Genomic DNA, 25,120 nt, shown 5'->3' with positions numbered 1-25,120 from the left:
CCCTAATTCGTCGAATAACCAGCCAAGGATGCATATTATACCGTCACGGCGCACGCCATGATATCTATATTAACCTGCTACCGGACAGAAGCAGCCTGTCCCAAGACATACAGAGATCGATGATACCTCGCCAGGCATATTCCGGAATATCTCGGGTCAGGAGTGCGTTAAGAGTAATTGGAGAAAAGGCACGCCAGCCCATATTCGGGTCTGGCGCTGCCTTTTTGCATATGCTCTTTTCTCGTGTTTGGCCTTGTTCCTTGTCTCCTACATCTGCCTTAACATATTCAGAGCGTTATTGATGGATTGAGGATCCGCCGCAGGGACGTTGTACCAGTTACGCTTTGTCATAAGGTTGAACAGCATGCTCTGCGCATCCTGCTCTTGCCTATGGATATCCAGAAAGACTCTCTTTAGGTCGGGTGAAGCGGCTTCCTCTGCCGCCATGTTATATGACCCTGAGATGAATTTCTGACTTGTAAGGCAATCGGTTGTCATCATCTTGTCATCAAATCCAGGCATATTCCCACCTCCTGAAATATCAATTCTGGAAGAACGCGGAATCCGCGTCCCAGACCATGGGCCATGGAATTTCTCAACTCTTGCTACTGCAGCCCTGCCTGCAATTGTCTGGATAGCATATCGAAGTGCTGCTGGTGTGTTCTCTGGATATTCTGCAGGGTCTGCTTGATTTCAGGATCCTTCACCTGCTGGGCATAGAATCCAAATTTGTTGATCAGCATCTGTTCATTGGCAATGTTATCCTGCAGCATGAACAGCTCCCTCTGGCTCAACCTGGCCAAATCATGACACCCCCTTATTTCAAATGAATTCTGCACACAGAGTTAGTTTGGCTCCGATTCCGAGAGATATTCCTGAAACTCATAACACAAATATACCGGGTCGACTGGCGGGTTCAAAAGCCAGGTCTGAATTGAGAGACCATAGAGTGTCATCCTGTCCGAAATGCTGAGAGGATGGCAAAATACAGCCCAATGCCACGAATCTATCGGCGCTATTTTCCTGTCACAAGAATTCCCCATGTCAGGAGGAATTCGTAACAGAATGTAGAATAGACAGTATATAGAACAACCAGTTTGTATGACAATCTATCTAATCGATAAGGATGATGACCCGACATGCCGCAATTTGTAGCAGTGCAATCTCCGCCCACGTATATGCTGATCCTCGATCAGATCATAGACTCCGTATACCGGGGCGAACTGCGTCCGGGGGAGCGCCTGCCCACAGAGGAGGAAATGGCAAAAGTATTCAACGTCAGCAGGGCTAGCGTCCGCGAGGCTCTGGCTTCTCTCAAACTTGTGGGGTTGGTGGCGAGCAGGACAGGATATGGCAATTACATCAGCGAGAATGCAGGCCAGACCACATTCATGAAGCGCGTCATGGCGCTCATCGACCTGCTGTCAGAGCAAAATCCCCTTGATATCCTCGAGGTGCGTTCTGTCGTTGAACCTGAGGCAGCCCGTCTGGCGGCTCTCCGGCGTGAAAACACGGATCTTGAGCAGCTATATTCCATTATGGAAGAGCATAAAGCCGCAACCTCGAAAGGTCAATCAGCTATAGACCTGGACTCCAAGTTCCATGAGATGATCGCCGCTAGCAGCAAGAACAGGGTGATAGAAGACATGGTACGCCAGTTACACAACCAGATGAAGATGCCTTCCTGGCGAACCTTCAAGGAAAGGGATCTGGAAGATGAGTCTAAGAGGTTATTGTATCAGAAGCAACACCAGGATGTACTGGCTGCCATCGAAGCTCAGGATGAGCATCAGGCCCAAACTATAATGAAGCAGCATATCGAAGCCATCTATAAGAACTTCCTATCTGATCAGCCACCGCAAGCCTGAAGATGGTGGCTCACGAGCAGGAAACCATGGCTGGCCTCAGACAGGATGAAGAGCCAAGGATTGAGGAGGATTAGTATGCCGGAAAGAATTGGATTCATAGGCCTGGGTACAATGGGCGGGCCCATGTGTGCCAACCTGATAAAGGCAGGTTATCCGATGACTGTATTTGCGCGACGGCCGGAACAGGCTGCCCCGTTGGCGGAATTAGGCGCGAAACAGGCAAAGTCGCCTCGGGATCTTGCCCAGGGGTCGGATGTGATAATCACCATCGTGGGTGACTCCCCTGATGTCAAATCTCTCATGCTATCAGAGGATGGGATCCTGGCTGGCTCCCGCCCGGGCCAGATAATAATTGATATGACCTCGATTCTCCCTAAAGTCGCGCAGGAACTGGCAGAAAAGGCAGCCCAGGTCGGTGTGGACATGCTGGATGCCCCTGTGAGTGGAGGTGACGTCGGCGCCCGCGAGGCAAGGCTTACCATTATGGTCGGGGGCAAGAAGGATGTCCTTGAAAAGTGCAGGCCCATATTAAGTGTCCTGGGCAGTAAGATTGTCTGGGCAGGGTCGTCGGGGATGGGCCAGATGTTGAAGCTCTGCAACCAGATCATATGTGGTTTGAACTTACTTGCTCTTGGAGAAGGGCTGGGCTTCGCAAAGGCCTGCGGGCTTGATCTCGCTACCGTTTTGGATGTCGTCAGCAGCGGAGCAGCCGGATCATGGATGCTGAGTAACCTGGGGCCCAGGATCCTAAAAGGTGATTTTGAGCCGGGATTCTCCGTCGCCTGGCAGCAAAAGGACCTTCGAAATGCCCAGAAACAAGCAGATGCCATCAATTTCCCCCTTCCGGGAACGGCAATCGTTCAGCAGATGTTCAGGCTCGTCGAGAAGCTGGGACTGGGGAAGGAGGGTACTCAGGCCATAATGCGGGCCTACGAAATATTCCTGCTACAGAATCAGGGTAACCCTTAATCATGCCACATCTCTATTTATATTGCTAGGAGTCAAGGAGGCGCTTCTAATGGCTTCATAGAGGAGGGGGATTGATAGATGTCTTAATCTTAAGGGGATTTCGACGACTCGACAGATTTAAATATATGGTGGTCACATCAGCCGGTACCGCCGGGCTGCTCCGAATCTTAATTTCAATGTGGCAGTTATGCCCAAGAAGGTGTACCGCAGCACATACATCGCCGACAATAAGTTCATGGTGAGCGCACGGACACGCATGCCGGACGAAGCATGGGAATATATCAAGTTCTTTACAACTAAGGACTCCGAAGCCCTATTCGCTCCCTACGAGGGGCATATTTCAGTGTGGAAGGATAACTGGGACCTACCTGTATACGAACACCCAGGCTATAAGGGTCTGATGAAGCAGCTCCTGCTAATGGCAGCTTCAACGGTTGCCATCCTACCAGTGCTAGCCGTCTTCTTGATATTCCAGCGATATTTCGTACAGGGACTGGCTACCAGTGGTCTCAAGAGTTGATTGGCCTCCTGATCGAAAAGGTGATCAGATTCTGCTTGTCCCGATGGCATAGCCGCTTGAGACATAGACAATCAAGTTGTTAGAGATTGGGAGTGATGAACATTGGGTAAACTACGTGTCCTGCTCACCTGGAAACCCACAGATGTGGAACTTGGTGTGATAAAGGAAGGCTTCCCTGAGGAATGCGAAATCATCTTGCCTGGTGAGTCAAAAGAAGACATGCTCACCGCTGCCCGTAACTGTGACGTGATTGTGGGAGGCCTTTCACGCGATTTGCTAGATGCGGCAAGTAACCTGAAACTCGTCCATGCTCTGGGACATGGCATTGATTTTGTGCTTCAGAATAACCTTCAAGCAGAGCTCGCCAGGAGGGGCATACCTGTAGCAAAGGCGGATCCCGCGGCCATAAACATTTCTGAATTCGTGATAATGGCCATGATCGCACTCTCACGAAGGGTTTTCAAACTCCATGAGGCCCTCGCATATCACGGAGACTGGTCGCATGCCTACCGTTCGGGGAGAATGCAGGGCGCTCTTGGCGGGGAACTCTTCAACAGCACACTCGGGATAATAAGCCTTGGTGCAATTGGTAAGGAAATAGCCAGGCGGGCCAGGACATTCGGTATGAAAATCATGGCCCTTCAGAGGACGCCTAAACCTGAAGACAAGGAAGAGTTCGGGCTCGAATTCCTCGGAGAGATGGATAATATGGATTACGTCCTTTCAAGTTCCAGGTACATCGTTCTCAGCCTTCCCCTAACCCACGAAACCAGGGGGCTCATCGGTAAGCAGGCCTTTGACAAGATGATGCAGGGTTCCTATCTGGTGAATATCTCGCGTGGCCCCATAGTAGAAGAAGAGGCGCTGTATGATGCGCTTAAGAGCGGGAAACTTGCAGGGGCGGCCCTTGATGTCTGGTGCGCGGAGGAAGAGGGAAGAACCTCTGGTTACCCCACTAAATGGCCTATTCATGACTATAACGTAATAATGACACCGCATTACAGTGGGGCCACAAGGGAATCCAGGATTAGGGCCATCGAGACAGTAGGGAAGAACCTGCATAATCTCCTGGGGGGGAAGCCTCTCATCCACCTGGCGAATATACAGGCCGGGTATTAAGGATGATGTTCCTTTCCACACCAATCGGCAAGTATGAGTTCAATCGATAGGAGCATTCTGATGACAAGGGGGAGAGATTATTAGTGGGTAATTGGTGGCAGAGACCCTATAGGATGATTCAAACGAACCTGCGCGAGATTGACTGTAATCTTGATCCCGAGAGGTTGGTAGATCAGCTTAAATCCTTCAACGCGAATGTCCTGCTGCTCAATGTTGGTGGCATAGTAGCTTTCTACCCTACTGAGCTCCCGCTTCATCACAGGGATGATTTTCTCAAAGATGGAGCTGACATGGTAGGCGCGGTGCTTGAGGCTGCCCACCGAAATGGGATAAAGGTAGTGGGACGTTTTGACTTGAGCAAATGCCACAGGGAAGTATATGAGGCGCACCCTAACTGGTTCTGGGTAGGGGTAGACGGCCGGCCTGTGGTATATAATGGCCTGTATCACACCTGTATAAATGGTGGGTGGTACAGGGAGTATTCCCATGAGATTCTCAAGGAAGCCCTTGGCAAATATGATCTTGATGGAATCTTCTTCAACATGTTCGGATATCAAGTATATGACTATAGTGGGAATTATCATGGAATTTGTCAGTGCCCTAACTGCAAGGCGAGATTCAGGGAAATGTTCGGGAAGGAATTGCCGCAGGTAGAGAATTGGGATGATCCCGTATATCGAGAATACATAACATTCAAGCATAAGACTGTAGATGAAGTCGCCCGTGAGATCTATCGTACGGTCAAAGAGGCAAAGCCCGATATAGTGACCATGATGCGACTGGATGACACTGATGTGATCCGCATGGAAGTGAACCGTGCAGTCGACAGGGAGCTTCCAGAATGGGCATACTGGTCAGGAGAACAGGCAAAGTGGGCCCATGCTATTGGAAAGGGCAAAAATTATAGCAGTGCCGTCGTGTATTTCATTGATATTCCTTACAGATTCGCGGCAGAATCAGAGGGCTGCCTTGGGCTACGCCTGGCTCAACAACTGGCAAATGGCGCCAGTCTCGACTTCTATGTCCTCGGCACATTGGATCAAGAAGATCAAAAGGGTTACCCCATTGTGAGAAAACTCTTCAACTACCACGCAAATCATGAGGATGACTATGCTGGTCTTCGATCAATAGCCAGGGTGGGTCTCCTCAATTCCAGTACCACTTCTGAATATTATGCCCGCCGCGAAGGTAAGAGGTACTTACACTGCTTCAGGGGAGCATACCAGATCCTCGCTGAAAACCACATACCCTTTGATATCATCAGCGAGCCTCTCATCAACGAGAGAGATATCGATGAATTGGTCCGGCGTTATGATGTCATGGTGCTTCCAAATGTAGCCTGTTTATCTAATGAGCAGGCCGCGCTTCTTGATAGATATGTTGAGGAAGGCGGGGGGCTCGTTGCGACCTATGAGACTGCATTATTTGATGAAACAGGTGCGGAGCGTTCTGGTTTCGCTCTGAAATCCCTCCCTGTCGAAAGGGTCGAATTCAAGAAGGAGAGCATGCGGTCAGCTTACTTCAGGGTCGGAGAATGTGAATTACCGGGCTTCGAGGATACGAGGTTGATATTGCTTGATGAGGGCTACCTGTATGTAAAGGCCAAAGATGGAGCAGAGAGTTCGCTCCGGCTCATACCACCACAGCGCTATGGGCCACCAGAGAAATGCTATCCGGATCTTGAGACCGAGAGGCCCGGTATCATCTGGGGAAGATATGGGAAAGGCCGCGTAGCTTATATACCCTGGAAACCTGACCGGCTATACTACCGACACGGCCTGGTGGAACACTCGAAGTTACTGGTTACTGCCATTGACAGGGTGAATAGATCCGGTCGCAGGCAGATAGTCACCAATGCGCCTCCCCATGTGGAAGTTACTATTCACCAGAGGCAGCAGGACGGGAATGACGCCAGATATGTTCTGCATCTTGTGAACTTTTCCGGGAATCGCGGGACAGCTTACAATGATCCAATTCCAATTCATGATATTCATGTCGAGGTAGCATTACCGGTTCAAGTCAGCAGTGCTCGCCTTTTGGTCCTGGATAGTCCGGTATCCATCAGCGAGCATAATGGGCGCATCGCCTTTGATGTGCCAAAATTGGAATTATTCGAGGCAGTGGTGTTTGAATGATGTAGCGATTCATCCATCACAGCCGGGCTGGCGTGAGCGTCTTGTGAATTCGTCATTGAAACAGAAGCCCCGGGTTACCCCGGGGCATATCCCCCACGTCTATGGCGCAGCATCAAGACAAGTACTGGTCGAGGTCTTCTAGCTTCTCGATCTCGAATATGTTCTCTGCAACCGTCTCAAGGGTAAGCACGTCCTGAGATTTGATCTTCTCAAGGTATTCGGACGGAAGCTTCTTAAACTTCTTACGAAGTAATCTAGTTACCATGTCTATGGCAAATTCCTTCTTGCCTTTCTCTATACCCTTTTCTATACCCTTCTCTATACCCTCTTCCAGGATCAATTGATATCCGGCAGATTGCCTGATGTCAAACATATTCATAACCTCCTTGAAGATCCTCTCGATAATCGCCTTGCCAAATGCCAACCCAGCGAAAATCTCCGCCATGACCAGAGTCTTCTGTTTTTCCTCAAACAAATCTGATACGGAAAGTCCCCGTATGAGTCATAGATTTCAGTCGCATACCGGAGCATCCTCACCTGCATTTTTGGGTCGTCTGTCGTTTGAAACTCCATATGACAAATGGCAGGTTCATTTCCACTTAAGCCCCTCACAACCAGGTCAGAGGACTTCATCTCGATCCGGTTAAACTCCACATTGAGAGGCTGGACATCTTCCAGAGTTATCCCACCAAAATACTCTATTAATCCTTCCTCGCTGCCTGAGAATAAATTCTTGATGGTTACATCGTATTTCTGTCCCGCATGATCGAGCAAATCAGTCCCTCCCAACCTGGTTTTAACCTTAGTTTACCACATTTATGCAGAAGCCTCAATCAGCATTAAACACTAGGAAAGGCAACGGCTTGACAGATGGATGGGAACAGCTTACTGTATCAGATAATAGATATATGGTTTGCAGTTGCTGAATTTGGAAGAATAGAATGGATTTATGCGCGCCAGGGCGGGCCTGGCGGCGGCACTGTGGCGGGTAGGTCAATGGGAAGAAGCCATATGGCATCTACAGGAACTACTTAAATTAAACCCTGCTGATAATCAGGGGATCCGTTTCACTCTGCTCACATGGCTGGTATTCATGGGTGAATCAGAGCCTGTGGAGGCTTTGCTGCAGGCATTCCCCGACGAAGAAAGCGCAGCGTGGCTGTATTCTTCGGCGTTGTGGCTATTCAGAAAAGACGGGGCCAGCTTTGAGGCGCGCCAGCGTCTGCGGCAGGCATGAGCCAGCAACCGTCACGTCCCCGGTTATCTCCTACCAGAATAGTCAGAAAGCTCTGGATGGACTCAGCCTTTCGGTACCCGAAGGGTATAACACATTAGTGGGCGAAAGGGGAGCCAAACTCTCGGGGGGACAAAGACAGAGGATAGCGATAGCAAGAGCGATACTCAAGGATGCTCCAATACTGCAGATGAGTTAAAAATCTCATGCTGTGCATCACGCGTTCCTCGTCACCATTTCTCCCGGGAAATCATGACGGCTGACCCGTGATGGACATCAGCAGTGGCTGGCACCCTGTGACGTACATCACTTCCATTAGCCAGATCGTGACGTACATCATCTTCATTGGCTAGAGCGTGATATACATCACTCTCATCGGCCAACCCGTGACGTATATCACTTTCCTCAGCCAGAGCGTGATGTATATCAGCATGTATCAAAGATCCCGTGATATATATCATGTCAATCACCCGCCAGCCAGGGTGATGAGATATTTGCCCTCTGGCGGTAAATGATCATCTATCTGACCCTTGATAGTAAAGCATTACCAAGGCTTCTCGCTTCATTTACCTACGAAATCTACATGCGCCCATCAGATTTTGGTCACGAGGTGGAATGCACAAAAAATACCGGGCTGGCAAGACAAGAGACCTAAAGAACTATACCCGGCTCAGGGAGATTCCGGCAGCAGCTTTTGCGGATCCTCCAAATACGACTTTACTGCATTCAAGAAACCCGCGGCAACGGATCCATCTATTACCCGGTGGTCGACGGACAATGTGATGGTCATAATATGGCCCATAGAAAGCTGACCATCCTTAACCACAGGCTTTAGGCTGATTTTGCCCACCGCAAGGATTCCCACCTCCGGCGGGTTTATAATGGCAGTAAAGCTATCCACCCCGAGCATGCCCATATTTGTCACAGTGAAAGTTCCACCGGTGTACTCATCAAGGGAAAGGGTTCCCCCCCTCGCCTTTTCAACAAGTTTTCTCGATTCATCTGCGATTTCCCGGATTGATTTCTTATCCGCGTTTCTAATTACGGGCACGATCAAGCCATCCTCGAGGCTCACCGCAACGCCGACATTCACGGCATCTTGAACGATTATGCCTTCCTCGGAAAATCTGGAGTTCATCATGGGATAATCCCTCAAAGCAAATGAGACTGCCTTTATGATCAGGTCATTATAAGATATCCTGACCTGAGACTGCGCGTTCAATTTTTCACGCATACGCACAGCCTCTGACATGTCCACATCTATGCTCACATAGAAATGCGGTATCGTTCTCTTGCTCTCCGAAAGCCTCCGGGCAGTAACCTGCCTGGTCTGGTTCATTTTCACAACGCGCCCCGGGAGTTGAGTGCCAGCTTGTGCCCTCACCGTGGCCTCGCTCGCCCCGGCCTCATTCACCCCGGCCTTGCCCACCTTAACTTCAATAGCCTTCTTTACATCAGCCTCAGTAATCCGCCCGCCCGGTCCGGTTCCATGTAAGGAAGACAAATCGATTCCGTGTTCCCTGGCGAGTCTCCTGGCGGCCGGCGAGGCCTTGGCCCGATCCTCTCCTTCAAGGGCCGCAATCTCGCGTCCTTCGATGCGTCCCTCGACGTGACTCTCACCGCGTCTCTCATCGGGTGACGGACCTGCGTGCAATGCGGCTTTCCTCTCTTCCGCGCCGGAGCCATCAGGGGGCGCCGTGGGAAGTCCCTCATCTTTGATAGTCGTCACATATGCGATGACCCTTGTAACAGGAACGGTCTCCCCTTCCTGAAAAAGAACCTTCCTCAGATAACCAGAAACTGGAGAAGGCACTTCCATGGTCGTCTTCTCCATTTCCACCTCCAGCAGAAGCTCTCCTTTTTCAATCCACTCACCTTCTGCCTTATGCCACCGGGCAATGGTCCCTTCTTCCATTGTCTCTGCAAGCTTCGGCATTATTACATTATGAACCATGGGATAGTCCCCCTCCAAATTCAATGGTCGTTGATCTCATAAGTCAAGCTTGAAGTCGAGAGCGCAAAAATCCATAGATTAGTCACCCATAATAGCTAGGACAGAAATTGCATACGCCGCGCTCGCGCTATCACGGTAATGACGCCATAATCACGCCACCATTTCATGAACAGCGGATACCACATCCCTCACCCGCGGAATTGCGATCTCCTCCAGCACCGGACTCTTGGGTATAGGCACGTCAGCTCCGGCAAGGCGCACTACCGGGTAATCCAGGTAGTCGAAAGCTGCTTCCATGATCCTGGCGCTGATCTCAGCTCCGACCCCTCCGGTTTTCACCGCTTCATGCAAGACGATCACCCTATGAGTTTTCTTCACTGACTTGATCACTGTCTCCATGTCCATCGGGCAGAGACTCCTCAAATCAATGACCTCAACGTCTATGCCCTCCTCCTCGAGTTTCTGCGCTGCCTCGAGGGCTACATGAACCATCTTGGAATATGTCACCATGGTGACATCTCCGCCCTGCCTCTTAACATCCGCAACCCCAATGGGAATCAAATATTCTCCTTCCGGAACGGGCCCCTTTACCCTATAGAGCATTTTGTGCTCTATAAAGACAACAGGATTGTCATCTCTGATGGCAGACTTCAAAAGTCCTTTTGCATCATAGGGTGTGCTTGGCATTACCAGCTTTAGCCCCGGGACATGGAGAATCCAAGCTTCAAGACTCTGGGAATGATGGGCTCCGAGGGTTCTCCCCGTTCCGCCCTCCGTTCTTATAACCAGTGGCACCCTCGCCTTGCCACCCGTCATGTATTTTATCTTGGCAGCCTGGTTGGCGATCTGATCCATGGCAAGGCCTATGAAATCTACATACATAATCTCTACCACAGGCCGAAGCCCGGTGAGCGCAGCTCCGAGCCCACCACCCACTATGGCCGCTTCAGATATTGGGGCATCCCTCACCCTCTCAGGTCCATACTTAGCATATAGGTCCCGCGTGACACCGTAGGCCCCACCATAAACGCCAATATCCTCACCAATCAGGATGACATTTTCATCTCTATCCATTTCCTCTTGCAGTGCCTCATTGAGCGCCTGCCAGTAAGGAATTTCCCGCATTACAGACCCATCTCCCTCCCACCATAGATTAGTTGAGCCGACATATGAAACCTGCAGATGCCCCGGCATTTTCGCCAGCATGCAAGATGACGACTCTGTGGCTCTCCAGCGCTTTCATCGGGACATCAATCGATAAGGTCCATGGACCCCCGGCGCCTTTCTGTGGCGCCTTCACCGGAACTCCCAGTCAACTAAACAGATCCTCATAGAGCTCACTTGGATCAGGCCAGGGGCTGTCGAGGGCGAATTGCACAGCCTCTTCGATTTCCCTGACCACATCCTTCTCAACCTCTGAAAGATCATCAGCAGTTGCTATCCCTTCACCTAACAGCCGCTCTTTGAAGGTGATTATGGGGTCCCGCTTATGCCACAGTTCTTCCTCTTCTTTCGTCCGGTAGACGCGCGGGTCGCTTCTTGAATGCCCATGGTACCTATATGTCTTGCACTCTACGAAACTTGGCCCTTCACCGCGCCTTGCCCTATCAACCGCCCGCTGGACAGCTTGTCTGACTGCAAGAACATCCATTCCGTCCGCGATCTCACCGGGCATGTTATACGCCTGAGCTCGGATGACGAGGTCTTCGATGGGAAATACCCTATTAACAGCAGCAGACATGCCGTAGAGGTTATTTTCACAGATATATATGACCGGAAGCTTCCATATGGCCGCCATATTCAAAGATTCATGAAAGCTTCCCTGATTCACAGCGCCATCCCCAAAAAAGCATAAGACTACCTGATCAGTCTTTCGCATGACTATGGATATTCCGGCGCCTGTCGCAATGGGAATTCCGCCACCTACTATTCCATTTGCGCCAAGATTGCCCAGACTGAAATCAGCGATGTGCAGTGAGCCACCTTTACCTTTACAGCATCCTGTCCGTTTCCCCAGGAGCTCAGCCATCATCTCCTTTATGCTCGTGCCTCTGGCAATGCAATGACCATGCCCCCTGTGGGTGCTCACTATATAGTCATCTTTTCTGAGCGTTGCGCAAGCTCCAACTGCTACAGCCTCTTCCCCTGAATAGAGGTGAGACCCGCCATCAATGATATTCTGCATGAGGAGCTCCAACACTTTCTCCTCAAAATTCCTTATCTGAAGCATCTGGCGATAATAACCAAGATACTCCTTTCGGATACTATCCATCTCCGGATCTCTAGATTTTATATCCGAAGCTCCTACTGCCATACCTCCCACTTCCTTTCATTCGCCTGGTCTATATCCATCAAGAGCAAGAACCTCTCTCGCAGCGATCTCATCTGTCACAAGAACATTGATATGGCGTCCTCGGAGAGCTCCCAAAATGGCAGCCGCCTTCCCACGTCCGCCGGCTACCCCGATTCTTTTGGCTATCGCCCGCAGATCTTCCAGGGTGATACCAATGGTTCTATCATCAAAGTCTGATTTGCATGGCCTTCCCTGAATATCATAGAACCGACCGCAGATATCACCAACAGCTCCAGCCCTTTTTGCCGCTTCAACCTCTCTCACGGTAAGATACCCTCTCTGAACCATAACAGAACTGGCATCGCAGGCCCCTATTCCAAGCAACGCCACATCGGCCTTTCTGCCCATCTCTAAAATATCCCTGATGGCTGGCTCCCTCAGCAAAGCGCCCCTCACGCTGGAACTCTCCACCACTACAGGGGCAGGGAGAAGATACCATTCACCCCTGAATGCCTCAGCTATGCGACGAGATAGCTCGTTTGCATCAATAGAAGCGGCAGACCGTCCAAGGGAACCGACCAACTGGACTACCTTGAGCCTGACGCTTCCACGAGGTTTGATCGCATCAACAAGTTCCTCCAGGGTGGTACCCTGCGCCACCCCAAGGACCATGCCATCCCTTACGACACGAATTAGATAATCAGCACCGGCACTCCCAATGTCTCGTTTTATGGATTCATCTGATTGCCGCGAAACTGGAACAACGATGGCCCTTTCGAGGCCGAACCGGGTCCTGAGGGCCTCTACAGTGCTGGAACACTCGAAATATGGATCCACCACCCGTATCTGAACTGCGCCTATTTCCTGGGCCCTCTTCAGGCTCCTCGAAATCGTGGAACGTGAAACCCCCATTTCTTTCGCTATCTCTTCCTGCGTCTTGTGCTCTTCATAGTAAAGCCGGGCGATCTCTACTATCAATGCAGTTCTTTCAGAAATATCCATCGCATCCACCTAAATTAGCGCTCATTGCACTTCAGGCTCCTCATCGAATCCCGCGATGTCGGGGACCCCAACCTTCAGACGTTGAGCAGCTAACTTCACCATGCGCCGGCATGGATGAGCCTTAGCGCGCCCCTTTCCGCGCGCTTCTGGCGTATCTCTACCTCATTCCCCCGTACCGACTTCAAATCTTCCCTATCTCATCTCCTGCCCACCTGCCACATTTATGGCCTGGCCGGTAAGATAGCTAGCTTCATCGGACGCGAGAAAAGCCACCACATTCGCTACATCATCCGGGGTGCATTCCCGTCCAAGAGGTATTTTTTCAACGTAATAAGGCCTTACCTTCTCCTCCGGAAGTTTTAACTTTTTTGCATAAGCTTTGGCCAGGTCGTCCCAGAGAGGCGTAAAGACAACCCCAGGGCATACGGCATTCACGGTAATTCCATATGGGGCGAGGTCCATGGCCAGGCTCTGGGTCAGGCCTATTATCCCAAATTTCGATGCTGAATAGGCCGCCAGCCAGAGCCCTCCTTGCTTTCCGGACTTGGAGCTCATATTTATGATCCTTCCATGCCTTTGACGGATCATCACCTCTGCCACTGTCTTGGAACATAGGAATGTGCCCTTGAGATTTATGGCTATCGTCTGATCCCAGATTTCTTCAGAAAGGTCAGTTATAAAGGCGGGTTTGCAGATACCGGCATTATTCACAAGGATATCAATCTGCCCAAATCTTTCCTCCACAGCCTCCACCATCTGCCTGACCTCAGCACTCTCCGACACATTGGCCTTGATTGCCATAGCTTGCTGTCCGAGGCTCTCGATCTCCTGGGCAACTGAAGTAGCGCGGGCGAGTTCGATATCATTGACTACCACCTTTGCTCCTTCTCTGGCAAATCTCATGGCAATCCCCTTGCCTATACCCTGCCCCGCCCCTGTGATGATGGCAACCTTGCCCGTAAACCGCTGGTATGACATGGTTTTTCACGGCCTCCAAGATCTTGATGTTGAACGCCGGGAGATTTCGACCTTGATGTTGATATATGGAAACCACTAACATCATGAGCCAGCCAGAAGCGCCTTACGGTAGTCCTCGACTTCAAGACGTTTGATTCCTTCAATCTCCTCCTGAGAAAGGAATCTAGGCCTTCCAACCACATATGATGCAAGTATGCACCGCGCGGTCTCTTCTATGAGCGCTGCCCGGAGGAATGCCTCCTTGAGGTTTCTCCCCACGGTGAGGCAACCATGATTCACCATCATCACGGCATTACTTTCCCGGATTTCCCTGCCTACTTCCTCGGCCAGCTCCTTCCCTCCCGGGACAACATATCCTATTACAGGCAGCTTATCTATAAAGGCCACAAATTCCGGCCATATAGCCTCGATCCGCCCTCCCCCATTCACGATTCCGGTAGCGAGGGGAGGGTGGGCATGCACGACCGCCCGGACATCGTCCCGAACGAGGTAGCATTTGAGGTGCATCAGGATCTCCGAGGTAGGCCGGTGGCACCCCTCAGTGATTTCGCCCGTACGCAGGTCTACCCCGATATAATCGTCAGGCTCAAGCTCATCAAAGGCGAATCCGCTTGGCTTCACGTAGATCGTATCTCCACAGCGGGCGCTGATGTTGCCCCCTGGCCCTACCACCAGATTGCGCTCCATGATCCGACGACCGTAGTCCGCAAGCTCTCTTTTGACAGACTTGGCGTCTTGAAGCGTATGATTCACTGGCATCTAGCCACCCCCTAATCTCATTGACCTCCCGGCCTTAATCCGTCACCCATTCGCGCCAGTATTCTATGCTCCTTTGCAGATCCCCAAGGAGCTGTTCTTCATTGGTTCCCAAGGAGTGAAAGATCTCGAACATCAGATAGTTCTCCTTTGAACCAGATGCCTCGATGGCCTCCACAACCTTCTCAGGATGAATGATGCCAACTCGGTTGTATTGTTCGGTGAACGGCCAATGATGGCTGCTCTTCCCGTCAGTCTGCTGCAAGTGAATCACTGGCGAGATATGGGCGAATCTCTTGAGCCAAAGATATGGGTCATTGTCCTCTGGTTTATGGGGGTAATTCAGACAACAGGCATGCCCTACATCAACAGTAAGGTATATGGGGACATCTGCGCCCTCGTTGGCCCTCTCATATACTTCCTGTGCCTCGTCTAGGGTATATGGAATCTCGTTTGGGGTATACATCTGCTCCCAGAGGATGAAATTCAGCCCCTGGAGTTTTGCGACACGGGATAAATACTGGAAGGCGGCTATAAGATTAGATTTGTACAGCTCCCTCAGATCTGGATCTCTCCAGATGCGGTCGGGTATCGTGTCGAAATGCCCGCCAATCCCAGAAGCCCCCATCTTGCTGGCCAGCATGATTATTTCCTCGCACCATCGTAAAGCATCACTCCGCGCCCCCAAATCCGGGTGAGAGAGGAGGTTCATGCAGTGAGGGGCAAGGCCGGTATAATAATCGAATACGACAATGCCATATTCCTTCGCTTTTTGCTTTATTTCCAACGCTGCGAGACTCCGCCCTGGTTCAGAAGTAAAAAATGGATCCAGCATATCAGAACAATATTCCACATATTTTAGGCCCAGCTTTTCTCTGGTGAGCCTCATCCACTCATCAGGCTCAGGCCAGCGCTTCCTTGCCCAGCATAGGTTGACCCCCAAATGTAGCTTCGCCATTTGTAATTTCCCCTCTCATCCTGGAATCCGCATCCTAATCCCAAGTAGACCCCCCATGCCGCTGCGGCGGCACCATCAGAAGGATGAAAATGGTGGTCATCTATTTTCAGGGTAGCCCTCCATGCTGCCGGGGCGGCACCAACGAAAAATGAAAATGGCGCTCAGCTATTTTCAAAGTAGTAGTAGGTCGCAAAAAACTCCATCTTCATGGATTGGAATCTGATCACCACGGATTTACGACAACTTTTAGCCTCTTACCCTTCTCCGCCATCTCCAAGGCCTCGGTGATCTTCTCAAGGGGGTAAGTGGCCGTGATGAATCTTGAAGCATCTATCCTCTTTGATGTGATGAGTTCCAGGGCCTGCCTATATTGTCTATTGAACGAGCCAAATGCTCCAAAGATAGCTATTTCCTTGTAATGGACGGTATTACTGTTGAAATTGATATAAGGGTTATCTCTCGGCAACCCCCCAAAAAGACTGATCCTCCCCTGCCTTGCCGCTACTTTGACGGCATCCTCTTGCGCTTTCCCTGATGAACAGGCTACTATGACCACATCGGCGCCATTGCCGTCAGTCTCTTCCATCACAACCTTCTCAAGGTCTTCCTTTCCCAAAGGAATAGCTCTGTCGACACCGAATTCCCCGGCGATCTTTAGTCTCTCTTCTGATCTATTTGCCAACATGACCTTTGTAGCTCCCTGAGCCTTTGCCAAAGCTACATGCATGTACCCTACCGGCCCTGCTCCTATTATCAGAACCTTATCGCCCAATCCTATGTTTAGATAGGCTTGCCCATTGATGCAGCAGGATAGGGGTTCAACAAGGGTGGCTTCATTGAATGGAAGGGAATCTGGGATCTTTATCACATTTCCTGATCTCACGCCTTCTTCAGGCATGATCAGATATTGAGCAAATCCGCCGGGGTAATGATATCCAATGGCCGTGAAGTTCAGACAGAGATTTGGGGCTCCTCGCTGGCAGTGGGTACATGTATTGCATGGGACAGAGGTAACTACTACGACATGATCCCCGACTGCAAGGCCTTTGACATTCTGTCCCACCTCGTCGATTACGCCCGCGATCTCATGGCCTATTATCTGCGGGGGTTTTACATTGTGATGGCCATGGTTATAGATTCTTACATCAGTCCCGCATACCGCACAGGCCATAACCTTGATACGGACTTCTCCCGGACCTGGTCTCGGAATCTCAATCTCTCGCATTTCCATCTCATGGGGCCCAAGAAATACTGCCGCCTTCATCTCCATGCACCCCCGCTATTTTCTATCTAAAATCGATATCGATCTATGCTCAGCAACCTCCCCGATTAAATGACGCCGGCCAGGCCAGCATAAACAGCTATCATGGAATTTTGCCAAAGGCAAATCAACGCACATTCGTGCAATATGTAACATTCGTGCATCAATATTGTTCTTTCAACAAAGCTTTGAGATTTCCTTCTTAAACCCGAAATTTCTGGCATAGAAATCAAAAGCCCCGGGTTACCCCGGGGCACCAGGGGCTATTAGATCGCTGTGATCAGCATGTATAGATATTTCTAGCCCTTTACAGCTCCGCTGGTTAGACCCTGTATTAGGAGCCTTTGGAATAGTAATGCCAAAAGCACAGGGGGTATGGAGGTTATAATTCCAGCTGTACACATAAGGCCATAATCGACAGTAAATCTTCCCATAAGTTCAGCTATAACAACCGGTATTGTCTTTGCTGATAGATCACTGGTAAATATAAGAGCCATTAGAAATTCGCCCCAGCAAGAAATAAAGGTAAACACTCCCGTAGCAAATAGGGCCGATCTGGAAAGAGGGAGCACTATTCGAAAAAGTATCTGCGGAGGACTGCATCCATCTATCAGGGCCGATTCCTCAATTTCCAAGGGAACTGTTAGAAAGTACCCCCTCAGGATCCATATAGTCATGGGCAGAGATAGTGCCGTGTATATGATTATGAGAAGTAGTCTTGTATTAAGAAGCCCTAATTTTAATGCAATGACATAGAGGGCTGTAACTAATATCGCAGGAGGAATCATCTGCGCAAACAGTAGCAGCAAGATAACCCACTTCCCTGAAAGCACACCTAGTCTCGCTATAGCATAAGCTGCAAGGGAACCTAATAATATTGAAATTGTCGATACAGCAATACCGATAACCAGGCTGTTCAAGGTACCTGCCCTAAAGGCTGTAACTGTCCCTGCCTTCTCAAAAAGGAGGCTCCAATAATAAGACAGATTAACCTTTGAAGGGAACCATCGGGGAGGAACTGAGGTCATATCAGCCTCCGGCGAAATACTTGTTTGAAAAGTCCACCATATGGGAAGTAATGTCCATACCATGGCGAGAATCGTAAGAACTATAGCTATAATTCCACTGATGGTGTTTCTAGATGACCTGCTTGACATTCTACCATCCTGCCTCCCCTCCAAACAACTTGGAGTATAGAATGACCAATAGCAGAATAATAAATAAAAGAATATAGGACATTGCTGCACCTTTGCCGAACTGCAAGGACCCGAAGGTTGTAGTGTATATAAGATGGGATATAACCTGAGTGCTCTCCCCCGGCCCTCCACCAGTTAAGGCATACACTAGATCAAAAACTTTAAATGTAGCAATAGTCTTCATTACGACTAATAGGAACGTAGTGGGTAGTATGAGGGGGAAGGTTATCTTTGTAAACATCTGAAATGAAGTGGCCCCATCGACCTCTGATGCCTCATACAATTCCTTTGGTATGGTTTGAAGTGCGGCCAGATACATGAGGATGGCAAATGGGGTTCCTTCCCAAATATTGATAAGTATCAACATATGAATGGCCAACCTGGGGTCTGAAAGCCATGGGATATAATTGTCTATCAGCCCCAATTGAAAAAGTAGCCCGTTGAGAAAGCCATAGTCTGAATTAGATATCCATTTCCACATGAGAGCACGCACTATGCTAGGAAGTACGTAAGGGAAGAGAATTAGAGCCCTGGCTACCCCTCTTAGTCTAAATTCTCTATTTAGCAGAATTGCGATTCCAAGGCCTAAACTCATTCCCACCAAGATATCGTAAAGCACAAAATATGCCGTTCTTGCAAATGCACCCCACCACTGTGGACTCCTGATTGTATCAATGTAGTTTTTGAAGCCCACTGGTATAAGATGCAAAGTACCTGGTCCAATGAACATCTCAAAAAAACTGATATATGCTGAATACACTATTGGATAAATAAGTACAGCTCCAATTACTAGACCAGCAGGTAATACCAGCAGATACCCCAGAGTCCGCCTGGACATAGCTTTATATCCTCCTAGTAGCCCCAGGTGGGGTGTAGAACCACCCCACCTGGATGGCAGCTATCATGGAGCAGATTCCATAATATAATGCATATAGATGCTCAGAATAGACTATTTCTTAACCTTTTCCACTCTTGCTTCATAGCTTCCGCGAATTTCAATAGCCTTCTTCGCGGCGTCCGCTAGCGCTTTTTCGGGAGTCTTCTGTCTCGTAAGGGCTGCACTTAACTCCACAGCAAATGAATTTGTGAAGTCCAGGTACCATGGGACTCTGGGCCTGTTCACTACGTGTTTTGCTTGCTCTAGCATTGTATCTAGCTGAGGGATCTTGCTCACAATCTCCGGATCCTTATACAAAGAAGCCCAGCCTGGAACCACGCCTTCATTAATGGCAGCATCCTTTGCTCCTGCCTGACCAGCTCTGAAGAATATGAATTCCAGGGCTTCCTTAGGATGCTTTGTTCCGAAGCTTATTGCCCAGCCCATAGGACCGGACACTGTGTAAGGATGGTTGCCATCTTCGGATGGCATTAAGGCAATACGCCATTGTCCTACTGTCTTAGATATTGACGGGTCGTTTAATGGAACAAGAGGAAGTCCCCAGCGAAGTGCAAAGGCTACATCACCTGCTTCCATAGCCTTATTGACATCGGTTTCGGTCCACATGGTTGATGCCGGGTTAGTGATCTTATGCTCATAAATGGAGTCGACCATCCACTTAAGGGCCTTGGCTGCTTTATTTTTGTCGAATAACGGGCTCCCCGCATCATCAAATAGCTTGGCGTCAAATGTAGCGGCAATTGCTGTAAAGTCACAGACTAGACATTCCTTAGCTGCCCAAGACCATGCGGTTCCATACTTCACGAGACGAGCTCCCTGAAGTTTCTTAGAGATGGTGATGAGATCCGCCCAGGTTTTTGGTGGATTTTTGTACCCCGCTTTTTCTAGCTTAGCGGCGTTATAGAGGAAAGACTTCCATTCTGAAGCCCATGGTAGGCCATACCAGCGCCCCTTATACATCATTCCGTCAGCAGCAAAGGGCAAGAGATCTTTTTTCATCTCAGGGGTTAGGTATTCATCTATAGGTAGGGCCCATCCCGCCTCAGCGTATTGTGGTACTTCCACACAGTCTATGACGAAGACGTCATATTGAGATCCGCCTGCCATGAACGATGCGATAAGCTTTACATTTTGATCTCGGCCGTAAGGTACGACGGTAACATTAACTCTGACTCCTGTTTTATCCTGGAATTCCCGGCATTTTTGTAGCATCATATCCAGGCCTCCAGGACCGCTAATGGTATTAAGCTCCACCTGTTCCTTTTCCTTAGCGAAACCTATGGTAGTAAAAGCAAGAACCAGTAGGACCAAAGTGACCAGGCTTCTCAGAATCTTTGATTTCATCTTCATTTTCTAGCCCTCCCCAATGATAAAGGATAAAGTCAGAGTATAAAGTCGCAAAAGGAATTTTACTACTGTTCACCCCCTTCCCTTATTATGAGTTAAAGCCTTATTATGGACGACTATAATAACTACCCGCCCCTTAAGCTATACGTTTTGCCGGCCATGCAACATAAAATCTCAAACGTTCAAAAGTTGAGCCCGCTACTATTTTGAAAAGGCGGGTACATTCAATAAGCTTTACCTTTGTCACCCAGTAAACTATCTATCAGACAATAAAATTCTATGTAGCCTTATAATTTCCTGCTTCAATTTGCCCTAATTTATGCCTTAATTTATATGGATAGAGTTTGTGTGAATAGCGCCACACATGGTATTCTCTGATCACTAGATTTTATTTTGTTTGAAGGATTTTGAAGATGACTTTAGAATAATAATAAAGGAAATTAGATAAGCCATAAGACTATGCCCGTGCATAATAGACGATTTCAAATAAATTACATAACAGCGTGTATGTGTGCGACCAAAACAGGCCAGGTTCAGGCCGTGACTGGGATTCGGAGATCTGACAGTTGCTTGTAGGTGGAATCAAAATGTTTTGCAAAGGAACCGTTCGATGCAATGCAACAGCAGGATTGGCAATCTTTATTATCGAGGCTTATTATGGTATTGGTTCTCAAACTTGTTTATAGATCTCAAGTGTAGGGAATGGGAGTCAAATGAGTAGCCCAAGTAAGCGCGCTATTGTAAAATTGCTTAGGACTGAAGGCCCTCTGTCTCGTAAACAGATAGCTGAACGCCTACATCTTAGTTTCCCGACAGTGTCTGCCAGTATAGCGGAGATGCTTCCTTCCGGAGTTATAAAGGAGGTCACTCCTAACATATCTGGAAAGGGTCGCAAGCCTACTTTATTGGAATACAACAGGGATATCGGTTATGTCATTGGGGTTGATGTAGGAGGCAAGTATACACGGGTCGCTCTCAGCAATATTGGCGGTGAGATGCTCAGTAAGGTGGAGATTCCTACCTTTGCCTATCAAGGTGTGGAGAAGGTATTCACAAGGGTCGAAACGTCCATTGAACATGTTATCGGAGAAAGCGGAATAGATCCCTCAAGGCTTTTAGCTATTGGAGTAGGAGTGCCTGGCATTGTGAATGCAAATCGTGGCTATACGTTTCGGAGCCCTTTTATTGCTGATAATGAAGATCATTCCCTCAAGAGCGTCTTAGAAGAGAAATTTGAGGTACCTGTAATACTGGAGAATGACGTAAATATGGCGGTAATCGGAGAGAAGTGGAAAGGTGCTGCAAGAGGGTATCGAAATATAGTATTCGCAAATCTAGGTGTTGGGTTTTCATGCGGGATCATCATCAATGGAGAACTCTATCGTGGAGCCAATGGCGCAGCGGGCGAGACAGGCTTTATGGTAATCAGAGAAGACTTCCTCAGGGACACCTTTAAGGAAAAGGGGAGCCTTGAAAGTAGAATTGCCGGGGAAGGGATAGTCACTGCCATGGTACATAGACTCGAGCAGAATAACATAGCACCTGACATGGTTTTGCCGCCTGAGAGGGACGCAGAGACTGTGTTTACACTCGCATTAAACAATAATGACATAGCGCAGGAGATAATAAATGAGACAATAACATACTTTGCTATGTCATTGATAAACATTATAAGTGTCCTTAACCCTGAAATAGTGGTGATAGGAGGGGCTCTTGGATTCGCTATTTCCTCCTTTTTGGAGAAAATTGTGGCCATTATTGAGGCACATGTGCCTTATGTCCCGAAGGTAGTACCTTCAAAGCTTGGTACCATTGCAGGTGTATTTGGGGCCCTGGCAGTGGCGCTTAGAGCTGGTAGAGATGATATGGAGATATGAATGTTCCCAAAAACCATCATAGGGAGAGGAGAGTAACAAATGCCTCGTACGAAGATTGTTCTTATTGGAGCGGGAAGTGCTGTTTTCGGGCTTGGGACTCTATGCGACATTATCCATGCTGGTGAAGATCTTAAGGGCAGCACAGTGACCCTGGTAGACGTCAATGCGGAGTATCTGGAGACCATAACCAACACTGCTCGCAGGATGGTCAAGGAGTCTGGAGCTGAACTGGTGATCGAGTCCACAACAGATAGGCGAGAAGCTCTGAAGGGCGCAGAGTTTGTGATAGTTTCTGTGGCCGTAAACCGTATTGAACTCTGGAAGAATGAGTTCCAGATACCTCTCAAGTATGGAGTGAAACATGTCCTGGGGGAGAACGGAGGACCAGGGGCGCTATTCCATTCTATGAGAAACATCCCCATAATCCTTAATATCTGCCATGATATCCAGGAGATCTGTCCTGATGCACTACTCCTTAACTTTACTAATCCAATGAGTCGCATCTGTCTGGCTGTTTCGAAACATACAAAAGTCAAGGCCGTAGGCCTTTGCCATCAGATAGGAGCGGGCTATAGGATCGTCTCTCAGATTATGGGAATTCCCAAGGAAGAATTGCAGCTTACTGCCGCAGGAATCAACCATTTCACCTGGATTACTGACATGCGCAAGAAAGATTCTAATGAAGATCTCTATCCAAAATTTCGAGAGAAGCTCTCCATTTACGACCCAACATTTGAACCTCTTTCCCGTTTCCTTTATGACACATTTGGCCTCTTCCCTGCTACAGGCGATGGACATGCAGGAGAGTATGTAGCCTTCGCAGGAGAGATCATTGGAACCAAGGGATATGACTATGATGCCTACGAAAAAGGCAAGGATGAAATGTGGCAGCGTCTTGATCGTATTAATAGTGGCAAAGAGAGTGTTGATCCGCTCCTAAAACAAGTCTCCGGAGAGCGAGCAATTCCCATAATCTGCGGGATACTCAAGAATACGTGCCAGTATGAGCTGGCGGTGAACATCCCCAATGATGGTCATATAGCCAATCTCCCCAATGGATCTATTGTGGAAGTGCCTGCAGTAGTCAATGCATCTGGCGTACATGGTATTCATATTGGAGAGCTACCCTACGGGATAGCAGCTCTCTGCAATAAGCAACTGATGGTACAGGAGCTTGTTGTCGAGGCGGCTATAACCGGTGATCGCAATATAGCTCTTCAGGCCCTGCTTTTAGACCCCCTTATCACCAGTGCAGATGCGGCGAAGAAGATACTAGACGAGCTTCTTGAGCTGGAAGCTGATTATTTACCACAGTTTTCTTCCTAGAGCCACTAGCACGAATGTCTACAGGATGAACTTCAGGAGCATCATAAGATGATAAAGGAAGGCACCGAGAGTTATGTTAGTCTCCTCTGTAAGTCGCTCTCGGTGCCCTATTTTATCTTACTGGCATCAGCCATCTCCCTTTCTACTTGTTTGGGTGAGGGTAGCCTCTTCTGCTGTTTTCGTTGAGCGGGCTATCAGGCACCTTTTGGAAGACGCTCAGGCCCGAGGTTTGGAGATCGCAGCCCTGCCAGCAGAACGTATTTTGCACAACTGGCATCTGCTAATGGAACTGGATGGCCGGATCCACCCTACTCTAAGTAGAATTACCATAAGAACATTAATCCTCAAGCTGTTTATAGATTATCGGTTTTCCGAAGGTCCCCATTTCGATATGTCTTTCCATATAGTGAAGGCTCAATCTGCGTAGATAGCTAGTATCCCCCAGAACTCGCGCCCAGTCTTTATCGTGAATTCTACCTCCCGCTTTTCATCACGGCAGAGCACGAGTAAGGCCAGATAGACGGCCCCCTGCCGCCGGGGGTAAGTATTTCATCACCTTAGCTGGCAAGTGATGTCTATCAGGGATCAGCATAGACGCGTGATGATTGCTTAATGGTTGACGGAACGAGCGGTCGCCTGCCCATACTTTTCAACATATTGCCTGTGCGCCCGCTCCACCTCTTCGGCCGGTATCTCATCGGGCTGCCCAAGCTGAAGGGCTAGATGAACGGTGCGGGCTACATCCTCTGCCATTACCGCTGCTTTCAATGCGGCCGATGGTGTAGGGCCGATGGTGAAAACGCCATGATTCTTCATGAGAATGGCCGGGCTCTTGCCAATTGATTCAACGATGACCTGCCCTATTTCCTCTCCGCCGATTTTCGCGTAACGACCAATTGGAATTGGGCCACCAAATTCGTCGGCCATAGCGGTAAGATAGACCGGGATCGGCCGCCCAAGAGCAGCAAAGGCAGTGGCGTAGGGGGAATGAGTATGGACGATTCCCCCGACCTCAGGCATGTGCTTATATACATAAAGATGTGTCGAGGTATCAACGGAAGGTTTGAGATGGCCCTCTACTATCTCCCCATCGAGGTTCACCACAACCATATCCTCAGGCCTCAAGTCCTCATACCTTATTCCACTGGGTTTGATCACAACATAACCCGTCCCGAAATCACGACCACTTACATTCCCGCTCGTCATGGTGACAAGGCCGTTCTTGGGCAACTCCAGATTCATCTTCCAGACCTCTTCCCTCAATCTTTCCAGCATCCTGCTATCCGCCTCCAACCTGCTATCCGCCTCCAAGTCGAGCTATTCCCTATAGATTGGATAGAAATAGCCAGACCCAGAGTTGAAAGATAGCGCCGCCATGTCAGTGCGGTTGCCGATCAAGCGCGTCACGCACAGCCATCCCATCAAGCCC

25 protein-coding genes and 2 pseudogenes are annotated in these 25,120 nt (G+C 49.2%); 11 read left to right on the top strand and 16 right to left on the bottom strand.

Annotated elements, in window-relative coordinates; translation table 11 throughout:
* Positions 1-267 precede the first annotated feature (267 nt).
* Positions 268-522 carry a spore coat protein gene (locus HPY52_08775; GenBank protein NPV80355.1) on the bottom strand — a complete coding sequence of 85 codons (255 nt, stop codon included), beginning with the start codon at positions 520-522 and terminating at the stop codon, positions 268-270.
* An 83-nt stretch (positions 523-605) separates the two neighbouring features.
* Positions 606-803, bottom strand: coding sequence for a ferritin-like domain-containing protein (locus HPY52_08770; protein NPV80354.1), 198 nt, complete (start codon positions 801-803; stop codon positions 606-608).
* Positions 804-1,139: 336 nt separating this feature from the next.
* Here HPY52_08770 and HPY52_08765 point away from each other — a divergent pair, with 336 nt between their 5' ends.
* The 5 genes and pseudogenes from HPY52_08765 (at position 1,140) to HPY52_08745 (ending at position 6,611) form a co-directional block, all read left to right on the top strand.
* On the top strand, positions 1,140-1,868 hold the full coding sequence (locus HPY52_08765) for a FadR family transcriptional regulator (protein NPV80353.1): 729 nt from the start codon (positions 1,140-1,142) through the stop codon (positions 1,866-1,868).
* Positions 1,869-1,943: 75 nt separating this feature from the next.
* A complete protein-coding gene (locus HPY52_08760; protein NPV80352.1) occupies positions 1,944-2,837 on the top strand; it encodes an NAD(P)-dependent oxidoreductase in 894 nt (297 codons plus the stop codon).
* Between the two features lie 412 nt (positions 2,838-3,249).
* Positions 3,250-3,357: pseudogene (locus tag HPY52_08755) on the top strand (carbohydrate ABC transporter permease).
* Positions 3,358-3,459: 102 nt separating this feature from the next.
* Positions 3,460-4,476, top strand: a complete 1,017-nt coding sequence (locus tag HPY52_08750; GenBank protein ID NPV80351.1) for a hypothetical protein — start codon at positions 3,460-3,462, stop codon at positions 4,474-4,476.
* A gap of 113 nt (positions 4,477-4,589) precedes the next feature.
* Complete coding sequence (locus HPY52_08745; protein ID NPV80350.1) at positions 4,590-6,611, top strand: family 10 glycosylhydrolase; 2,022 nt, start codon at positions 4,590-4,592, stop codon at positions 6,609-6,611.
* Positions 6,612-6,723: 112 nt separating this feature from the next.
* Here HPY52_08745 and HPY52_08740 read toward each other — a convergent pair whose 3' ends face one another.
* A complete protein-coding gene (locus tag HPY52_08740) occupies positions 6,724-7,086 on the bottom strand; it encodes a DUF4351 domain-containing protein (GenBank protein NPV80349.1) in 363 nt (120 codons plus the stop codon).
* Positions 7,087-7,560: 474 nt separating this feature from the next.
* On the opposite strand from HPY52_08740, the gene HPY52_08735 reads away from it, so the two are divergent.
* Complete coding sequence (locus HPY52_08735; GenBank protein ID NPV80348.1) at positions 7,561-7,848, top strand: tetratricopeptide repeat protein; 288 nt, start codon at positions 7,561-7,563, stop codon at positions 7,846-7,848.
* 70 nt (positions 7,849-7,918) lie between these two features.
* Positions 7,919-8,038 (top strand): annotated as a pseudogene (locus tag HPY52_08730) (ATP-binding cassette domain-containing protein).
* 37 nt (positions 8,039-8,075) lie between these two features.
* Here HPY52_08730 and HPY52_08725 read toward each other — a convergent pair.
* On the bottom strand, positions 8,076-8,315 hold the full coding sequence (locus HPY52_08725; protein NPV80347.1) for a hypothetical protein: 240 nt from the start codon (positions 8,313-8,315) through the stop codon (positions 8,076-8,078).
* Positions 8,316-8,356: 41 nt separating this feature from the next.
* On the opposite strand from HPY52_08725, the gene HPY52_08720 reads away from it, so the two are divergent.
* On the top strand, positions 8,357-8,500 hold the full coding sequence (locus tag HPY52_08720) for a hypothetical protein (GenBank protein ID NPV80346.1): 144 nt from the start codon (positions 8,357-8,359) through the stop codon (positions 8,498-8,500).
* 15 nt (positions 8,501-8,515) lie between these two features.
* Here HPY52_08720 and HPY52_08715 read toward each other — a convergent pair whose 3' ends face one another.
* From HPY52_08715 to HPY52_08665, 11 genes are all read right to left on the bottom strand, one after another.
* A complete protein-coding gene (locus tag HPY52_08715) occupies positions 8,516-9,799 on the bottom strand; it encodes a 2-oxo acid dehydrogenase subunit E2 (GenBank protein NPV80345.1) in 1,284 nt (427 codons plus the stop codon).
* Positions 9,800-9,949: 150 nt separating this feature from the next.
* A complete protein-coding gene (locus HPY52_08710; GenBank protein NPV80344.1) occupies positions 9,950-10,924 on the bottom strand; it encodes an alpha-ketoacid dehydrogenase subunit beta in 975 nt (324 codons plus the stop codon).
* Between the two features lie 187 nt (positions 10,925-11,111).
* Complete coding sequence (gene pdhA, locus HPY52_08705) at positions 11,112-12,071, bottom strand: pyruvate dehydrogenase (acetyl-transferring) E1 component subunit alpha (protein ID NPV80343.1); 960 nt, start codon at positions 12,069-12,071, stop codon at positions 11,112-11,114.
* Between the two features lie 57 nt (positions 12,072-12,128).
* Positions 12,129-13,094, bottom strand: coding sequence for a sugar-binding transcriptional regulator (locus tag HPY52_08700; protein ID NPV80342.1), 966 nt, complete (start codon positions 13,092-13,094; stop codon positions 12,129-12,131).
* A gap of 192 nt (positions 13,095-13,286) precedes the next feature.
* Entirely contained in the window at positions 13,287-14,072 is a 786-nt protein-coding gene (srlD, locus tag HPY52_08695; GenBank protein ID NPV80341.1) for a sorbitol-6-phosphate dehydrogenase, read from the bottom strand.
* An 81-nt stretch (positions 14,073-14,153) separates the two neighbouring features.
* Entirely contained in the window at positions 14,154-14,831 is a 678-nt protein-coding gene (locus HPY52_08690) for a class II aldolase/adducin family protein (GenBank protein ID NPV80340.1), read from the bottom strand.
* Between the two features lie 34 nt (positions 14,832-14,865).
* Positions 14,866-15,786 carry a sugar phosphate isomerase/epimerase gene (locus HPY52_08685; GenBank protein ID NPV80339.1) on the bottom strand — a complete coding sequence of 307 codons (921 nt, stop codon included), beginning with the start codon at positions 15,784-15,786 and terminating at the stop codon, positions 14,866-14,868.
* Positions 15,787-16,009: 223 nt separating this feature from the next.
* Complete coding sequence (locus tag HPY52_08680; GenBank protein ID NPV80338.1) at positions 16,010-17,050, bottom strand: alcohol dehydrogenase catalytic domain-containing protein; 1,041 nt, start codon at positions 17,048-17,050, stop codon at positions 16,010-16,012.
* Between the two features lie 296 nt (positions 17,051-17,346).
* Positions 17,347-18,204, bottom strand: coding sequence for a carbohydrate ABC transporter permease (locus HPY52_08675; protein ID NPV80337.1), 858 nt, complete (start codon positions 18,202-18,204; stop codon positions 17,347-17,349).
* Between the two features lies 1 nt (position 18,205).
* Entirely contained in the window at positions 18,206-19,081 is an 876-nt protein-coding gene (locus HPY52_08670) for a sugar ABC transporter permease (GenBank protein ID NPV80336.1), read from the bottom strand.
* 111 nt (positions 19,082-19,192) lie between these two features.
* On the bottom strand, positions 19,193-20,491 hold the full coding sequence (locus HPY52_08665) for an extracellular solute-binding protein (GenBank protein ID NPV80335.1): 1,299 nt from the start codon (positions 20,489-20,491) through the stop codon (positions 19,193-19,195).
* Positions 20,492-21,201: 710 nt separating this feature from the next.
* On the opposite strand from HPY52_08665, the gene HPY52_08660 reads away from it, so the two are divergent.
* The 3 genes from HPY52_08660 to HPY52_08650 all read left to right on the top strand — a co-directional run bounded on the left by HPY52_08660 (position 21,202) and on the right by HPY52_08650 (position 24,118).
* Positions 21,202-22,365, top strand: coding sequence for an ROK family transcriptional regulator (locus HPY52_08660; GenBank protein ID NPV80334.1), 1,164 nt, complete (start codon positions 21,202-21,204; stop codon positions 22,363-22,365).
* 39 nt (positions 22,366-22,404) lie between these two features.
* Positions 22,405-23,691 (top strand): alpha-glucosidase/alpha-galactosidase, encoded by a 1,287-nt coding sequence (locus HPY52_08655; protein NPV80333.1) that lies wholly within the window; start codon positions 22,405-22,407, stop codon positions 23,689-23,691.
* 154 nt (positions 23,692-23,845) lie between these two features.
* Positions 23,846-24,118 carry a hypothetical protein gene (locus HPY52_08650; protein NPV80332.1) on the top strand — a complete coding sequence of 91 codons (273 nt, stop codon included), beginning with the start codon at positions 23,846-23,848 and terminating at the stop codon, positions 24,116-24,118.
* 182 nt (positions 24,119-24,300) lie between these two features.
* Here HPY52_08650 and HPY52_08645 read toward each other — a convergent pair whose 3' ends face one another.
* Positions 24,301-24,966 carry an L-ribulose-5-phosphate 4-epimerase gene (locus HPY52_08645; protein ID NPV80331.1) on the bottom strand — a complete coding sequence of 222 codons (666 nt, stop codon included), beginning with the start codon at positions 24,964-24,966 and terminating at the stop codon, positions 24,301-24,303.
* Positions 24,967-25,120 lie beyond the last annotated feature (154 nt).

It is taken from the genome of Bacillota bacterium, from assembly GCA_013178415.1.
GTDB lineage: Bacteria > Bacillota > SHA-98 > Ch115 > Ch115 > Ch115.
The sequence above is the reverse complement of the archived record's forward strand: the minus strand, read 5'-3'. Positions and strand labels throughout refer to the sequence as shown.

Excerpts from the sequence above, each read along its gene's own strand:
- HPY52_08665 (NPV80335.1), bottom strand. The coding sequence starts at position 20,491 with ATGAAGATGAAATCAAAGATTCTGAGAAGCCTGGTCACTTTGGTCCTA.
- HPY52_08690 (NPV80340.1), bottom strand. The coding sequence starts at position 14,831 with ATGCCAGTGAATCATACGCTTCAAGACGCCAAGTCTGTCAAAAGAGAG.
- HPY52_08760 (NPV80352.1), top strand. The coding sequence starts at position 1,944 with ATGCCGGAAAGAATTGGATTCATAGGCCTGGGTACAATGGGCGGGCCC.
- pdhA (NPV80343.1), bottom strand. The coding sequence starts at position 12,071 with ATGGATAGTATCCGAAAGGAGTATCTTGGTTATTATCGCCAGATGCTT.
- srlD (NPV80341.1), bottom strand. The coding sequence starts at position 14,072 with ATGTCATACCAGCGGTTTACGGGCAAGGTTGCCATCATCACAGGGGCG.
- HPY52_08685 (NPV80339.1), bottom strand. The coding sequence starts at position 15,786 with ATGGCGAAGCTACATTTGGGGGTCAACCTATGCTGGGCAAGGAAGCGC.
- HPY52_08680 (NPV80338.1), bottom strand. The coding sequence starts at position 17,050 with ATGAAGGCGGCAGTATTTCTTGGGCCCCATGAGATGGAAATGCGAGAG.
- HPY52_08765 (NPV80353.1), top strand. The coding sequence starts at position 1,140 with ATGCCGCAATTTGTAGCAGTGCAATCTCCGCCCACGTATATGCTGATC.
- HPY52_08660 (NPV80334.1), top strand. The coding sequence starts at position 21,202 with ATGAGTAGCCCAAGTAAGCGCGCTATTGTAAAATTGCTTAGGACTGAA.
- HPY52_08775 (NPV80355.1), bottom strand. The coding sequence starts at position 522 with ATGCCTGGATTTGATGACAAGATGATGACAACCGATTGCCTTACAAGT.
- HPY52_08655 (NPV80333.1), top strand. The coding sequence starts at position 22,405 with ATGCCTCGTACGAAGATTGTTCTTATTGGAGCGGGAAGTGCTGTTTTC.
- HPY52_08675 (NPV80337.1), bottom strand. The coding sequence starts at position 18,204 with ATGTCAAGCAGGTCATCTAGAAACACCATCAGTGGAATTATAGCTATA.
- HPY52_08715 (NPV80345.1), bottom strand. The coding sequence starts at position 9,799 with ATGGTTCATAATGTAATAATGCCGAAGCTTGCAGAGACAATGGAAGAA.
- HPY52_08670 (NPV80336.1), bottom strand. The coding sequence starts at position 19,081 with ATGTCCAGGCGGACTCTGGGGTATCTGCTGGTATTACCTGCTGGTCTA.
- HPY52_08700 (NPV80342.1), bottom strand. The coding sequence starts at position 13,094 with ATGGATATTTCTGAAAGAACTGCATTGATAGTAGAGATCGCCCGGCTT.
- HPY52_08720 (NPV80346.1), top strand. The coding sequence starts at position 8,357 with ATGATCATCTATCTGACCCTTGATAGTAAAGCATTACCAAGGCTTCTC.
- HPY52_08645 (NPV80331.1), bottom strand. The coding sequence starts at position 24,966 with ATGCTGGAAAGATTGAGGGAAGAGGTCTGGAAGATGAATCTGGAGTTG.
- HPY52_08745 (NPV80350.1), top strand. The coding sequence starts at position 4,590 with ATGATTCAAACGAACCTGCGCGAGATTGACTGTAATCTTGATCCCGAG.
- HPY52_08710 (NPV80344.1), bottom strand. The coding sequence starts at position 10,924 with ATGCGGGAAATTCCTTACTGGCAGGCGCTCAATGAGGCACTGCAAGAG.
- HPY52_08735 (NPV80348.1), top strand. The coding sequence starts at position 7,561 with ATGCGCGCCAGGGCGGGCCTGGCGGCGGCACTGTGGCGGGTAGGTCAA.